Below are 14,623 nucleotides of genomic sequence, written 5' to 3' on the forward strand. Positions count from 1 at the left end.
CCTTACTCGGTCTGGATCCAAACCGCCTTGGTATCCAAATACGCCTGCAGGTGCTCCACCCCGCCCTCCTTGCCGTAGCCCGACATCTTCAGCCCGCCAAAGGGCACCGCCGGGTCGATCGCGTGGTACATGTTCACCCAAACCGAACCCGCCTTCAGCTTCTTCACGGTCCGATGCGCCACCCCGAGATCGCGGGTGAAGATCCCTGCCGCCAGCCCGTAGGGCGTGGCATTGGCGCGAGTCACCACCTCTTCCATCGTGTCGAAGGGCAGGACCGAGATCACGGGGCCGAAAATCTCCTCCCTCGCGATGGTCATCTCATCCGTCACATCGGCAAAGATCACCGGTTCGAGGAAGTTGCCGCCCGCGTAGCCCGCCCCCTCGGGCCTGCCGCCGCCTGTGACCAGCCGCGCGCCCTCGGCCTTGCCCTTGGCGATATAGCCCTCGACCTTTTCAGTCTGCACAGCGTTGATCAGCGGCCCCAGATCGGTGCCTTCGTCGAGGCCATGGCCGATCCTCAGCCCGCGCGCGAAGGCGGCCAGTTTCTCGATAAACTCATCCTGAATCTCCCGCGCCACGAAAAGCCGCGAGCCGGCGATGCAGATCTGCCCCGAATGCGCATAGACCGCCATCGCCGCCACCGGCACCGCCTTGTCGAGGTCGGCATCCTTGCAGATGATCAGCGGCGACTTGCCGCCAAGCTCCAGCGTGATCCGTTTGAGGTTTTCCACCCCGGCCCGCGCGATGGTCTTGCCAGTCGCGGTCGAGCCGGTGAAGACCACCTTGTTAACATCCGGATGTTCCGCCAGCCGCGCCCCGGCCTCGCGCCCGGTGCCGGTGACCACGTTGACCACGCCGTCGGGCACGCCCGCCTCCTGCATCAGCCGCGCGATCATCAGCGGCGTCAGCGGCGCGTCTTCCGAAGGTTTCAGTACCACGGTGCAGCCCGTGGCCAGCGCGGGCGCGATCTTCCAGATAGAGGCGGCAGTGGGCGCGTTCCAAGGGATGATCGCGCCCACCACGCCGACCGGCTCGCGCGTGGTGAAGGACAGCATCGACTGCGAGATCGAGTTTTCGATCACGTCGCCATGCAGCGCCACCGCTTGCCCGGCGTAGAAGCGCAGCATCCCGATCACCCGCCGCTTGTTGCCCAATGTCCGCGCCAGCGGCAGCCCCATGTCGGCGGTGTCGGAGATGCAGAGCTTTTCCCAATCCCGCTCCATCACATCGGCGATGCGCAACAGCACCTCCTGCCGGTCGTAGGGCGTGAAGGTGGACCAGACCCCCTCAAAGGCCCGGCGCGCGGCATCCACGGCCAGATCGACATCCCGCGCCCCGCCGCGCGGCACCTCCGCCAGCTTGCGGCCAGAGGCGGGATCGGTCACCTCGATCACCGCGCCGGAGTAGGCGGGCACGTCCTGACCGTCGATGAACATCGGGCAAAACTGCCCATGGTAAAGCGTTTCGGCAATCTGGTGGGGGTCGCGGGTCAAAGTCATTTCAGCCTCATTCCATGAATGCGCCATTCCTATCAATCGAACTGTCGGTTTCAAATATACAAAGCCCTGTTTGACCAAGAAAATCCGGCCCTGCCGCGTTGCACCGTGCCGGGCGGGCCGCTAGAACTTTCCCCAAGGGAACCGCCGCAGGGGTGGCGGTGGCAAGCGAAGGAAAATCCATGAAAATCGGTATGATCGGTGTCGGCCTGATGGGCCACGGAATTGCCCGCAACGTGATGCGGCGCGGGGGATTTGCGCTTGGCTATTTCGACCACCCCGGCAACCAGCCGACCGATGAATTGGACGGTCTGGGGGCCACGGCCTTCGACAGCCTGAGCGATCTGGCCGCCGCCTCCGATGTGATCATCCTTTGCGTCACCGGCTCGCCGCAGGTCGAAGGGATCCTGACCGGAGAGGGCGGCGTCATCGCGGGGCTGAAGCCGGGTGCTGTGGTCGTCGATTGCTCAACCTCCCTGCCCGCGTCGACGCTGAAAATGGCCGAGGCGGTCAAGGCGGCGGGGGGCGATTTCATTGATGCGCCGATGACCCGCACCGCGCAGTTTGCCCATGAGGGGAAGTTGAACCTGCTCGTCGGCGGTGACGCGGCCACGGTCGAAAAGGTCTCTTCGGTGCTCGCGGCCTTTACCGAGGAGGTCAAACATGTGGGCGAGGTCAGCGCGGGCCATCGGCTGAAGCTGCTGCACAACTATGTCTCGGTTGGCTTCATGTCGCTGCTGGCCGAGGCCGCGGCGCAATCGGCGGATGCGGGGATCGATCCGCAGAGTTTCGTGGATGTCTTGGCGGGCGGCGGCGGCGCCAGTGTCGCGCTTGATCGGCTGTCGCCCTTCATCACCAGCGGCGACCGCGAGGCGCTGCCCTTCGCGATCAGCAACGCGCTGAAGGACTTCGACTATTACCGCCAGATGTCCGCCCAAGCGGGCGCGCAGGTCGAGATTGCCGATGGGGTCTATCGCGCCCTTTCCAACGTCGTCGAAAAGGGCGCGGGTGATGCCTATGTCCCTGAATTGGTGCAGCATTTCCGCAAGGGTTAAGCCCGAGGGTTCAGAGCGTCAGCGTCCCGATGCTCGACCCGCCGCAGACGAAAAGCGTCTGGCCGGTAACGAAACTACTGGCCGGGTCGCAGAAGAAGAGGAAGGCGTTGGTCACGTCCTCCACCTGCCCCAACCGCCCCACGGGGATGCGCTTGGCCAGCGCGGCTTCGCGTTCGCTTTCTTTCGGGATGATGCCCCAGAAATTATCCGTTTGCACCGGGCCGGGGGCCACGACATTGACGGTGATGCCATGCGGCGCAAGCTCCAGCGCCCATGTACGCGCCATGCCGATCATCCCCGCTTTCGAGGCGGAATAGGCCGTGCGCGTGGGCGCGCCCAAGGCGGCGCGGGAGGCGTTGAAAATCACCCGGCCAAAGCCGCCTTCCTTCATGGCGGGCAGGAAGGCTTGCAGAAGCGTCAGGGCCGAGCCGAGGTGCAGTTGCGCAAGGCCGGTGATGTCTTCGGGCTTGGCCTCCTCAACCAGATTGGGCCAGATCAACCCCGCGTTATGCACCAGATGGGTCACCTCATGGCGCGCGGCGATGTCGGCGGCAACGGCGGCGACGGAGGCGGGGTCGAGCAGGTCGGCTTCGATATGCTCGCAGCCCTCCGCCTTCCATTCCGGCTTGCCTCGGGCGATCGAGATCACGCGATAGCCGCGCTCAAGCAGCCGCTGCGCCAGATCGGCGCCGATGCCCTTGCTGCCCCCGGTGATGACGGCAGTGTATTCGGTCATACTCTCTCTCCCGGTATCAGCGCGAGCACCCGCAATGGGCTGCCAGTGCCGCCTTTGATCTTGAGCGGCGGTGCGATCAGCATGGCCCCCGTGGGCGGCAGTTGGTCGAGGTTGCACAGGCATTGCAGCCCGTATTTCCCCGCCCCATGCAGCAGGTAATGCGCGGGGAAAGGCGGGTCGTAATGCATCCCCTGCCCCGCGTCGGTGCCGACCGTTTCCGTGCCAAAGCCGCGAATGCCGCGCTCTAGCAGCAGTTCGATGGCGGCGGGCGTGGGGCCGGGCGAATGGGCGCCGTCCTCGCGCATGTTGAGGTAATCCGCCCCGCTGCGTTTCGACCAATCGCTGCGCATCAGCACCCAAACATCGGCGGGGATCGGCCCGTGCTGGGCCTCCCAATCGCGGATGATCTCGGGCGTCAGCTCAAAGTCGTCGTTCTGCGCCGCCCCCGCCGAGCAGTCGATCACCACGACCGGGCCGATGAAGGCTTCGGGCGGGATTTCATCGACCGCGCCATGGGCCACGTCCTTGCCCGAGACCCAGTGAATGGGCGCGTCGAAATGGGTGCCGGTGTGTTCGTTCAGCGTGAGGTTATGCCACTTCCACGCCGGGCCGCGATGATCATAGGCCGAGACCTCCTCCATCCGAAACCGCGCGCATTGCCCGAACTCTGGCGGCAGGACGATGACCGGAAAGTCTGGGTCGAGCCTATGGGTCAGGTCGATGACCTTTGCTGCACCGCTTGCCAGTGCGTCGACCAGTGTCGTGATTGGATCGCTCATGCGCCGCTCCCCCGCGTTTCGCGTTCCATCAAGGCCGGATTGTCCAGCCAGCGGGCCAGCGCGTCCTGGGCCACGTCACCGCAGGCGACCTCTTCCAACCCATCGACCAGCCCGCGCACCACTGTCCGCGCCAGCGCGCGGGGGGCGACTTTGGGCGGTGGCAGGGGTTGGCGCCATTCGTCATCGACGGGGCCGGTGTAGACATTCATCACCCGCAGCCCCGATCCGGCAAACTCCGCCCGCATCGTTTGGCTGAGCGACCGCGCCGCCGCCTGGGAGGCATCGAAGCCGCCGAACCCCGCCTCGGGCGCCAAGGCCCCCACCGACAGGAGATTGACCCAAGCCACCGCCGCATTGACCCCATCCGCCGTGCGTGAGGCCATCGCGGAGCCAAAACCCTGCGCCAATCGCATCAGGCCCAGCACGTTGGTCTCCATCCCCTCGCGGGCAAAGACCGTGTCACTGCCCAGCACCCCGCCGGGGCGGATGAATTGAGCTGTGTTGATCAGGATATCGACCTTGCCTCCGATTTCGGCGGCGAGGCGCGAGACGGAAGCCCCATCGGTGACATCGAGCGGCATGAGGCTGACGCTCTCCATCCCCTCGAAGGCCGCGCGGCCTTCCCACCGGCGCCAATGTTCCGGCTCGCCCAGAAATATCTCCGCCGCGCCTGCGCTTAATAGCGCTTGGGCCAGCGGCAGGGCCAAGGGAGAGCGGGCATCGGTGATCAACACCCGCCGGTGTTTCGGATCGCTCGACATTTCGCGCAGCACGGAGTCGTCTTGCATAAACTCGCTTCCCTTTCGCGGCAGGGCCACCATGACCCCCTGCCCGGCCCGGTCCAGTTTCAAGGCCAGCCGCACCGCATCACCGCGCCCGACGTCGCCATGCAGATGGCACACCGCCACCGGCCCCGCGGCCAGTTGCACCGTGCCGATGCGCCACGGCAGACGCTCGCGGAAATACGGGTCGGGCGAGACGCGGATCGTGGTTTCGGCCAGCACCTCGCCTGCGCGGTCTGTCTCGCGCCACGCCAGCGCGACGGAGAGGCATTTGCAGCAGGCATCGCGTGGGGGGTATTGCACCGCCCCGCAATCGGCGCAGTGTTGCAAGGCAAAGGTGCCGCGCCCGGCGGCAATCGCAAGGCCAAGGGCCGCGCGCGAGCGCTGCGCGGGCGGCAGCGTCGGCACCCTGCTGCGCTTTTGCGGGTTTTTCTTTCGGGGCGGCTTCAGTGGATCGGTCATGGCGCGCCCCCCTCGATAATCGCCGCGGCAGAGCAGACGCCCCGGTCATAGTTGATCATGCCAAAGCCCGAGACCAAGGCCCGCCGGGCATTGGTCACCTGTGTGCCCTCGGCCTGCCCGGTCACCTGCCGGATCGCCTCCACCAGCCCCAGATAGCCGCCCGCAGCCCCGGCTTGGCCGACCGACAATTGCCCGCCCGAGGTGTTATGGGGGAAATCGCCGTTGATCGTCAGATCCCGTCGCCGCACAAAGGCGGCCCCCTCCCCCTTGGCGCAGAACCCGAGGTCTTCGAACTGCATCATCGAGATCACCGGGTAGTCGTCATAGGTTTGCAGCAGATCGACCCCCTCCGGCCCATGGCCCGCCATCTCGTAGAGCTCAGCGATATCCACGCCCCAGCCGCCGCGCAGTTGCATCGGGTCGTCGGGGTAGGCGTTGTGCCGCTCGATGGTGCCGCTGATCCGCGCGAAGGGCAGGTCGCGCCGCAGGGCTTCATCCTCGCGCATGACCAAAAACGCCTCGGCCCCGGCGCAGGGCATCACGCAGTCGAATAGCGCAATGGGGTCCGAGATCATGCGCGCATCGAGGTATTGGTCGAGGGTCAGCGGGGTTTTCATCAGCGCATCGGGATAGCAGAGCGCATTGGCCCGTTGCGCCACGGCGATCTGGCCAAAGTCCTCTCGCGTGGCGCCGCATTCCTGCATGTAGCGGTCCATCAGCAGGGCGAAACTCGCGTTCGGGCCGCCGAAACCATAGGGAAAGGTCGCATCCATCGAAAAGCGCGAGAAGCCGCTGAGCAGGGTGCGAAAGCTGTCGATCCGGTTCGCGTCTCCTGCCACGCAGGCCACCACATCCACGTCGCCCGCCTGCACCGCCCGCGCCGCGCGGCGCAGCGCAATGACCCCGCTGGCCCCGCCCGTCGGCACGGTATCGAGCCAACGCGGGCTGAGCCCCAAATGCTGGGTCAGCCCGACCGGCGTGTCCGGCGCGAGCGAAAAGCTGGAGACCGAAAACCCGTCCAGCGCGCCCGGCGCGATTCCGGCCTTGCCCAGCATCGCGCGCAAGGCGCGGGCGATCCACCAATGGGCGGTCTCATTGCTATAGCGTGCATAGGGCACCGAGGTGGGCGCCGCGAGGACGACGCCGTCGTAGCCCCTGCGCCTCATGCCGCCGTCCGTTTCTTCATCCCGCGCAGGTCTTGCGTGGCGGAATCGTCCAGCAGATCGGCGGCCAGCGTTTTCAGCACCCCGCGTTGGAGTTTCTGCGTCGCCGTCAGCGGCAGCGCCTCGACAAAGGCGATAAAGCCGGGGGCCTTGTAATAGGCAAGCTGCGTCAGGCACCATTCGGTGATTTCACGGGCCAGGCCGGCAGGGTCGGCACTGGCGTCCTTCGGCACGATACAGGCGAAAACCTCATCCCCCCGCACCGGGTCAGGCACGGCGGCGACGGCGGCGCTGGCCACGGCGGGGTGGCGCATCAGGGTCGATTCCACCTCGACCGCCGCGATGTTCTCGCCCGAGCGGCGGATCACGTTTTTCTTGCGGTCGACGAAATACATCGCACCATCCGGCGCGCGGCGCACGATGTCGCCGGTGTGGAACCAACCGCCCGCCCAAGCCTCATCCGTGGCTTGGGCATTCTTGAAGTAGCCCGCAAAGAACCCGCGCCGGGGGTCGGCACCGGCGCGGCGCACCAGCAACTCGCCTTGATCGGCCTCTTGCCCGGCATCGTCGAGCAGCCGAACCTCCAGCCCCCCTTCGGGCGCGCCGAGGCAGCTTTCCCCCACGCGGCGCGGTTCGCGGTTGGCGCAGATCACCGCCCCCGCCCCGGTTTCGGTCATGGCCCAAGCCTCGACCAGCGGAAAACCGAAACGCGCCTCAAAGGCGGCGTGCAGTTTCGGGTCGACCCCCGCGCCGAAGCCAAAGCGCACGGCATGGTCGCGGTCGGCTTCGCTCGCCTCGGCCCCCATGAGCATTGACGGCATCACGCCAAGGTAGTGCAGACAGGTCGCCCCCGAGGCCCGGACCGAGGCCCACCAGCTGCGGGGGTGGAAGCGATCGAGCGCAGTGAGACAGCCGCCCACGGCGATCATCGCCATGAAGGAATAGGCCATCGCATTCATGTGGAAGATCGGCAGCGGCGTGATCATCCGCTCGCCGTCTTGCGAAAGGGCGCAAAGCCCGCCGGTGTCAGCGTACCACCGCCCGGCGTCGAGGAAATAGGTATTGGTCAGGATGCAGCCCTTGGGCTGGCCGGTGGTGCCCGAGGTGTAGAGCAATGCGGCCTCGGCCTCCTCCGCCCCGCCTTGCCGTGCCGCGATGGTCTCACGCGTCGCGGGGGCGGGCAAGGGATCCTCCGGTGCGATTACCGGCATGTCGCGCCCGGCTTGCCGTGCCGCCGCGCGCAAGTCCTCGCCGCGCGCAGGGATCGCCACGGCCAAGACCGGTTCGGCATGGTCGATCATATAGCTCAGCTCAGCCGCGCGCAGATCGGGGTTCACCGGCACGACCGACAGGCCCAGTCCGTTCAGCGCCAGCCACCAGAGGAAGAAGGCCGGGCGGTTTTCCATCAGCAACATCACGCGCTGCCCGGGCAGATAGCCCGCCGCCGAGATGCGCTTGCGCAGGGCCGCAACCTCGCGCGCGGCGTCGGCATAAGTCACCTCTCCCGCCGCGATGCCGTAGATGTCCGCCGTTTCCGGCAGGACATTCAGGAAACCCCGTTCGGGGTGCCGCGCGGCGGTGTCTTCAAAGGCCGCACAGACCGTCTCAGTCGCTGCCCCGATCATGGCAGCAACTGGATGTTGCGGAAGGCCGCGTCGCAATTCACGATATCGACCCGTTTGTTGGCAATGCGCAGACGCCCCTCGACCCGCGCCAGCTCATGCCGCGCGGTGACGGCGAGCAACTGCTGCTCGTCCAGCCGCGTCTCGACGTAATGCATGAAGGTGGTCGTGACGAAATGCCCGGCCTCCGCATCCATTTCATCCACGAAGGGCCGTTGGATGACATGGTGACAGCGGCTTTTGGGCTTTTGGCTAAAGGTGCGCGCGCCGTTCAGACGTTCGACGCGCAGCTTGAGCATGAACATATCTTCATACATCAACGAGGTCTCGTTGATCGGGTCTTTCTGCTGATAGTCCAACGGCATCCAATAGTGCCCATCCGGCAGCCAGAGGTCGAGCCATTCGGTATAGCGCCCCTCGTCCAACATGCGCACTTCGTCATAGATGAAGTCGATCAGGCTTTCGCGCCTCACGGTCATTCCGCCGCCTCCGTCTTTTGGCCCATCGTCATGAACTTGACCCAAGCGTGGAATTGGTTGCGCATCTGGCGTTCGGTGGTGCCGTTTTCGACCGCCTCGACCTCGAAATCCTCGTCCTCCTCGATCAGGCGTTGGATGTTCACCCATTCCAGCCCGTCGACCATCAGCCCTTCCTGCGCGCGTTCGTACATCTCCAGATCGTCATGGCCGACGATGGAGGTGGGCGCGTTGATCATGCGGTTGTACATCGCGGTACGGGCGGTCAGCTCATCAGGCGCGTCGACAAGGCGGTAGATGTAGCTTTCCACCACGGTCCGGTCCGCGGCGATGGGTATGAAGACCCGCAACTGCTGGATCGGCCCCTTGATCATGATGTTGGGAAAATAGACCGTGTTGTGGCGGTTCTCGTCGAGGATCGCCTTGGCCTTTTCCTCCCCGTAGCTGTCGCAAAGCGCTTCAAAATAACCGGGGATGGCGGAATAATCCGAGTGGATAGAGTGGTTTACCCCCGTGTGCCCATGCCCGTTGGGCCAAGTGCGGATGCCCATGCCTTCGAAGAAATCGTAAGGCGACATGAAGGGGGCGATGATCTCCATCGCGGGGGGTTTGGGTGCGTCCTCGGGCAGGCCCAGTTCTTCGTAGAGCTTCACCGCCGTCCCGGCAGAGCTTTCATGCGCCACCATCGGGTGACAGGTGTCGGTCTGGTTTTCGACCAGCATCTTCCAGTTGCAATGGTGCATATAACGCAGCGGTGGGCCGACGACTTCGAGACGTCCCGCAGGGGAGCGGTCAACCATATTGTCGAGCGAGGACAGGCTTTCGCCAAAGAACTCTTCGAAGCTCATGCCCTCGTCGGCCAGCCGCGCAAAGATGAAGCCCCGGTAGTTTTTCACATCGCCGACGCTGCGCATCCCCTTGCCACTGTCGGTCTCTTCCAGCCCGGTGTTCTGGTAGCCCTTTTTGAGCGGGATCGCCAAGAGACAGCCATCAGTCTTGAAGCTCCATGCGTGATAGGGGCAGCGGAAGAATTTGCCGGTATTGCCTTGCCGGTCGATCACGATCTTGGTGCCTTTATGAGGGCAGCGGTTCAGCAGCACATGGATGTCGCCCGTCGAATGGCGCACCTGGATGACGGGCTGGGTGCCGATATGGGTGCTGAAATAATCGCCCTTGTTCGGGGTCTGGCTTTCATGGCCGACAAAGACCCAGGCATTAGCGAAAAGATGCTTCATCTCTTGCTGGAACACCTCTGGGTCGGTGTAGATATCGCGGTGCACCTGATGTGGTTGCACGAGGGCGGCCAAGGCCGCCGGGCTGTCGTAACGTCCCATGAGTTCCTCCCTCAGATGTCGAGCACAAGGCGCGGAGATTTTGCGCGGCTGACGCAGATTTGCATGACATTGCCCGCCGCGCGTTCGGCCTCGGACAGGACCACATCGCGGTGATCGGGGGTGCCGCTGAGCACATCGCATTGGCAGATGCCGCAGTCGCCGCGCTGGCAGTCGTACATGACATCGACGCCGCCCGCTTCCAGCACGTCGATGATGGATTGGCCGGGGGGGATGGTGAAAACCTCTCCGCTTGAAGCGACTTCGACCTCGAAGGCGCTGTCGCCATCTTGCTCTTGCGGCGCGTCGAAGAGTTCGAAATGGATGCGCTCGGCGGCGACGCCCGCGGCTTCGGCCTGTGCCTTGGTCGCGTCGATCAACCCTTTAGGGCCGCAGACATAAAGATGCGCATGGGCTCCGAGGCTCGCGATCACCGCGCCGAGGTCCAGCGCCGTGGCGTCATCATCGCAATGCAAATGCAGCGCATCGCCGAAACTGTCGCGCAGGGCATCGCGGTAGGCCATGACGGGCGCGCTGCGGCCCGTATAGTGAAAAGCGAAATCCTGCCCCGCGGCCTTGAGCGTCGCCGCCATCGAGATCATCGGCGTGATGCCAATCCCCCCCGCCAGCAGCACGGCGGGCGCGTCCGGGGACAGGGGGAAATCGTTCCTTGGCGCGCCGCAGGTAATCCCTGCTCCCGGTTTCAGCCCGTGCATATGGGTCGAGCCGCCCTTGCCCTCGGGCTCACGCTGGACGGCGATGCGGTAGCTCTCAGGCGCCGCGGGGATCGGATCGAAGGTGATCAGGGAATAGGCGCGGGTGTCGCCATCAGGCAGATCGAAAAGCACATGCGCCCCCGCGTCCCAGATCGGCAACGGGCCGCCGTCGGCGGCTGCAAACTCGAACTCGCTGATGCGATCGGTCAGCGCTGTGACCCTGCGCACGATGGCGTTGATCTTCGACATGTGATGTCCTCCCCTGCCAAACAATATGATTTTTCATATAGTTTCGGTCAAGGGTTTTCTTGCCAAGCGCGACTTTGCCCGCCATTTAGGGAGGCCGAGGCGCAAGGAGCCCTCTTTCCATCAAAGGGTTAACTGGTGTGACGCAGCAAAAGACCGATGCAACCGCCCAAAAGGAGACGGGTCAGGAGGGGGGATTCGTCTCGGATTACCTGCTGTATCTCTTGGCGGCGGCCAGCGATGTGGCGAGCGCGCAGTTCCACGCGCAGGTGCGCAAGGCGGGGCTGCGGGTGCCGGAATGGCGCGTGTTGGCCTGCCTGTCGGACACCGATGGCGCGATGATCACGCAGCTCGCGCGCCGGGCGCTGGCCGAACAATCCCGTCTGACGCGGATCATTGCCCAGATGGAGGAACGCGGCCTGCTGCTTCGCCGCAGCGACCCTGCCGACGGCCGCCGCGTGCGGGTCTATCTGACCGACGCGGGCCGCGCGCTGGCCGCCGAACTGGTGCCGCAAGCGCGGCGCCATGAGGCGGCCTTGATGGAGATGCTAAAGGGCAACGAGGGGGCGCAGTTGAAACCCGCGCTGAAATCGCTCCTCGCCGCCTTGGACGACACGGGCGATCTTCGCGGCTGATCAGCGCCCTTGCCCCGGGCGCAAAAAATGGTTCCAATCGTGCTGTAAATGTGAATACATGAAAAAGCATATACTTGGCGATACGGGTTTGGGAGAACCCCGTCAAGGCATATCGAACGGTATGGGGAGGAGCCCAAAATGACCAAATTCACCAAGTTTCTCACGACGAGTGCGCTTGCGCTCTGCACCGCGACCGGCGCTTTCGCCGCCGAGACGCTGACCATTTCCACATGGCTGCCGCCAAGCCACCCGGTCAACACCGGCATGTTTACCCAACTGACCGACATGATGTCGGAAGCCAGCGACGGGTTGATCGAAACCGAGTTGAAAAATGGCCTCGCCCCGCCGCCCGCGCAGATGGACCTGCTGCTGGACGGGGCCGCCGATATCGCCATTCTGTTCCACGGCTACACGCCCGGTCGTTTCGTCGGCACGAAACTGGTCGAGATCCCCGGCTACGAAGGCAATGCCGAGGCCGCATCGGTTGCCCATTGGCGCGTGCATGAGGCGATGCTGTCTGAATTGGACGAGCACCGCGGCGTAAAGGTGATCGCGCTCACCACCCACGGGCCGGGGCAAATCCACTCCAACAAGGAAGTGAACACCCTCGACGATCTGCAAGGGCTGAAAACCCGCCTTGGCGGTGGTGTCTCGGCGGATGTGGGGGCGGAGCTTGGCCTTGTCGGCATTCAGGTGCCCGCGCCCAAGGTTTACGAAACACTCGATTCCGGGGCCGCCGATGCGGTGGCTATGAACATGGGCGAGCGGATCAGCTTCAAGCTCAACGAAGTGGCCAAGAACGTCTATGAAATGCCCGGCGGGTTCTACCGCGGTTCCTTCTCGGTCATCATGAGCCAAGAGACCTTCGACAGCCTGCCCGAAGACGTGCAACAAAAGCTCGACAGCGAGGTCTTTGGCGAGACGGCGAGCCGCATGATGGGCGCTGTCTGGGATCAAAGCGACGTCGACGCGCGTGAGGCGACTGAGGCCGCAGGCGACAACAAGATCGTCACCGCCTCGGAAGAAGATCAGGCCCGCTTTGCCGAGATGGCCGCCAAGGTGCGCGACAAGGTGATCGCAGAGCTCGACGCGGCCGGTGTCGATGGGCAGGCCGCCTATGAGATGATGCGTGAGGAAATGGCGAAGGCCAACCAATAACCCCCACCGCCAAAGGGGCCGGGCGCACAGGCGGTCGGCCCCCAGCCAGGGAACCGCCATGCGCAGCTTAATCCGCCTAACCACCGCCCTCTCGGCCCTGCCGATGACGATGGCCTCACTCGCGCTATTCGCGCTGATGGTGCTGACCTTTGCCGATGTCATCATGCGGTCGGTCTTTAATGCACCCATCGAAGCCGCAACCGAGTTGATCCGCATCGGCATCGCGCTGATCGTTTTCTCTGCCCTGCCGGTCCTGTCGGGCCGCGAGGGGCATATCGCCGCCGATCTTTTGGACCGCCCCTTTGAAAACTGGGGGCTGCAACGCTGGCGCGACGGGCTGGTGACTTTGGGCTGCGGGGCGATGCTGTGGTTTCCGGCGGGGCGGGTCGTCGACCTCGCCTACCGCGCGCTCAGCTATGGCGACGTGACCGAATATCTTGAAATCCCGACCTTCTACATCGGCATGTTCATCGCGGTGATGACCTATCTCACCACTGTCGTGCTGATCCTACGCGGGCTTTTGCGCCTCTTTGCGCCGCAACTTCTGGACCCTGCCACATGATCGCATCTGCCATCGGCTTTGCCGCCGTTTTCATCCTCGTCTTGCTGCGCTTGCCGATTGCCTTTGCCATGGGTCTCGTCGGGATGATCGGGCTGGTCTATGAGACCAGCTACCGCGCGTCGATCTCCATGGTGTCGCGGCTGATCATCGACACCAGCCAAGACTACGGGTTGTCGGTGATCCCGCTCTTCATCCTGATGGGGCTTTTCGTCAACAAAGGCGGGATCAGCCGCGAGCTATACCAAGTCTCCAACGCCTTTTTGGGCCACTTCCGGGGCGGTCTGGCCATGGCCACCATCGTCGCTTGCGGGGGCTTCGCGGCGATCTGCGGCTCATCGCTCGCCACCGCCGCCACGATGTCCAAGGTCGCCATGCCGGAGATGCGCAAATACGGCTATTCCGACAGCCTTTCGACCGCCTCCATCGCCGCCGGGGGCACGCTCGGCATCCTGATCCCACCCTCAGTGATCCTCGTGATCTATGGCCTGCTGACCGAGACTTCGATCGGCGCGCTGTTCATCGCGGGCATCGTGCCGGGGGCATTGGGCATCCTGCTCTATCTCTGCGCGGTGCGCTTTTCCGTCGCCATGAACCCCGAGGCCGGCCCCGCCGGCCCCCGCGCCACTTGGGGCGAGCGGCTGCGCGCGCTCAATCACGTCTGGTCGGTGCTGGCGCTTTTCGCACTGGTCATCGGCGGGCTCTACGGGGTCTTGGACTTCTGGCCGATCCACCTCGCCTTCTCTCCGACGGAGGCCGCAGGCATGGGGGCGGCGGGCGCCTTCCTTATCGCTTGGGCGCGCGGCGGGCTCAGCTGGCGCGGCCTGCGTGAAGTGCTGGAGGAGACGACGCTGACCTCCGCCTCGCTTTTCTCGGTGCTGATCGGGGCGTGGATCTTCTCCAACTTCGTGAACCTCGCGGGGCTGCCCGAAGGGCTGCTGGCCACCGTTACCGCGCTCGACCTTGGGCCTTGGGTGGTGATGGGTCTGATCCTTCTGATCTACATCGCGCTCGGCTGCATTTTCGAGAGCATGTCGATGCTGCTGTTGACGGTGCCGATCTTCTTCCCGCTGGTCACGAGCCTTGGCTTCGATCCGGTGTGGTTCGGTATCATCGTCGTCGTCGTGACCGAGATCAGCCTGATCACCCCGCCTGTCGGCCTCAATGTCTTTGTCCTCAAAGGCGTGGTCGGCGATGTTTCCACCGGCACGATCTTTCGCGGGGTCACGCCCTTTTGGCTGGTCGATATCCTGCGGCTGATCCTGCTGTTGGTCTTCCCCGCGCTGGTGCTGTTCCTGCCGGGTCAGATGTAGCCCCCTGCCCTCTCAGCCTCATCGCGCCGCGCCTGTTTGCACTTCGGCAGGCGCAGCGCGATAGTGCGGCCAAATCACCAAGGATGAGGCCAGC

14 protein-coding genes are annotated in these 14,623 nt (G+C 64.6%); 5 read left to right on the top strand and 9 right to left on the bottom strand.

What is annotated here, in order from left to right:
* Window positions 1–2 precede the first annotated feature (2 nt).
* Window positions 3–1,499, bottom strand: coding sequence for an aldehyde dehydrogenase family protein (locus ACGYK7_RS08750; protein WP_394401103.1), 1,497 nt, complete (start codon window positions 1,497–1,499; stop codon window positions 3–5).
* Between the two features lie 158 nt (window positions 1,500–1,657).
* On the opposite strand from ACGYK7_RS08750, the gene ACGYK7_RS08755 reads away from it, so the two are divergent.
* Window positions 1,658–2,551 (top strand): NAD(P)-dependent oxidoreductase, encoded by an 894-nt coding sequence (locus tag ACGYK7_RS08755; protein ID WP_394401106.1) that lies wholly within the window; start codon window positions 1,658–1,660, stop codon window positions 2,549–2,551.
* Between the two features lie 10 nt (window positions 2,552–2,561).
* On the opposite strand, the gene ACGYK7_RS08760 is transcribed toward ACGYK7_RS08755, so the two are convergent.
* From ACGYK7_RS08760 to ACGYK7_RS08795, 8 genes are read right to left on the bottom strand one after another with little or no spacing between them, the layout of a single operon-like run.
* The gene (locus tag ACGYK7_RS08760; RefSeq protein ID WP_394401109.1) at window positions 2,562–3,287 is read right to left on the bottom strand and encodes an SDR family NAD(P)-dependent oxidoreductase; all 726 of its coding nucleotides are present in this window, start codon (window positions 3,285–3,287) and stop codon (window positions 2,562–2,564) included.
* Window positions 3,284–4,066: a cyclase family protein gene (locus ACGYK7_RS08765; RefSeq protein WP_394401112.1), complete on the bottom strand. Its 783-nt coding sequence runs from the start codon at window positions 4,064–4,066 to the stop codon at window positions 3,284–3,286. The genes ACGYK7_RS08760 and ACGYK7_RS08765 overlap by 4 nt, the downstream gene beginning before the upstream one ends.
* Window positions 4,063–5,310, bottom strand: coding sequence for an SDR family NAD(P)-dependent oxidoreductase (locus ACGYK7_RS08770; RefSeq protein WP_394401115.1), 1,248 nt, complete (start codon window positions 5,308–5,310; stop codon window positions 4,063–4,065). Before ACGYK7_RS08770 ends, ACGYK7_RS08765 begins: the two co-directional genes overlap by 4 nt.
* Window positions 5,307–6,476 carry a thiolase family protein gene (locus tag ACGYK7_RS08775; protein ID WP_394401118.1) on the bottom strand — a complete coding sequence of 390 codons (1,170 nt, stop codon included), beginning with the start codon at window positions 6,474–6,476 and terminating at the stop codon, window positions 5,307–5,309. The genes ACGYK7_RS08770 and ACGYK7_RS08775 overlap by 4 nt, the downstream gene beginning before the upstream one ends.
* Window positions 6,473–8,098: an AMP-binding protein gene (locus tag ACGYK7_RS08780; RefSeq protein WP_394401120.1), complete on the bottom strand. Its 1,626-nt coding sequence runs from the start codon at window positions 8,096–8,098 to the stop codon at window positions 6,473–6,475. Before ACGYK7_RS08780 ends, ACGYK7_RS08775 begins: the two co-directional genes overlap by 4 nt.
* Window positions 8,095–8,574 carry an aromatic-ring-hydroxylating dioxygenase subunit beta gene (locus ACGYK7_RS08785; protein ID WP_394401122.1) on the bottom strand — a complete coding sequence of 160 codons (480 nt, stop codon included), beginning with the start codon at window positions 8,572–8,574 and terminating at the stop codon, window positions 8,095–8,097. Before ACGYK7_RS08785 ends, ACGYK7_RS08780 begins: the two co-directional genes overlap by 4 nt.
* Window positions 8,571–9,905 carry a Rieske 2Fe-2S domain-containing protein gene (locus ACGYK7_RS08790; protein WP_394401125.1) on the bottom strand — a complete coding sequence of 445 codons (1,335 nt, stop codon included), beginning with the start codon at window positions 9,903–9,905 and terminating at the stop codon, window positions 8,571–8,573. The genes ACGYK7_RS08785 and ACGYK7_RS08790 overlap by 4 nt, the downstream gene beginning before the upstream one ends.
* Before the next feature lie 11 nt (window positions 9,906–9,916).
* Complete coding sequence (locus ACGYK7_RS08795) at window positions 9,917–10,867, bottom strand: PDR/VanB family oxidoreductase (RefSeq protein ID WP_394401128.1); 951 nt, start codon at window positions 10,865–10,867, stop codon at window positions 9,917–9,919.
* Window positions 10,868–11,004: 137 nt separating this feature from the next.
* On the opposite strand from ACGYK7_RS08795, the gene ACGYK7_RS08800 reads away from it, so the two are divergent.
* From ACGYK7_RS08800 to ACGYK7_RS08815, 4 genes are all read left to right on the top strand, one after another.
* The gene (locus ACGYK7_RS08800; RefSeq protein ID WP_067266533.1) at window positions 11,005–11,499 is read left to right on the top strand and encodes a MarR family winged helix-turn-helix transcriptional regulator; all 495 of its coding nucleotides are present in this window, start codon (window positions 11,005–11,007) and stop codon (window positions 11,497–11,499) included.
* 138 nt (window positions 11,500–11,637) lie between these two features.
* Window positions 11,638–12,657: a TRAP transporter substrate-binding protein gene (locus tag ACGYK7_RS08805; protein ID WP_394401131.1), complete on the top strand. Its 1,020-nt coding sequence runs from the start codon at window positions 11,638–11,640 to the stop codon at window positions 12,655–12,657.
* A gap of 58 nt (window positions 12,658–12,715) precedes the next feature.
* Window positions 12,716–13,219, top strand: coding sequence for a TRAP transporter small permease (locus ACGYK7_RS08810; RefSeq protein WP_394401134.1), 504 nt, complete (start codon window positions 12,716–12,718; stop codon window positions 13,217–13,219).
* Window positions 13,216–14,529 (top strand): TRAP transporter large permease, encoded by a 1,314-nt coding sequence (locus ACGYK7_RS08815; protein WP_394401137.1) that lies wholly within the window; start codon window positions 13,216–13,218, stop codon window positions 14,527–14,529. Before ACGYK7_RS08810 ends, ACGYK7_RS08815 begins: the two co-directional genes overlap by 4 nt.
* Window positions 14,530–14,623 lie beyond the last annotated feature (94 nt).

This window comes from Sulfitobacter sp. 1A15299, from assembly GCF_043556915.1.
GTDB lineage: Bacteria > Pseudomonadota > Alphaproteobacteria > Rhodobacterales > Rhodobacteraceae > Sulfitobacter.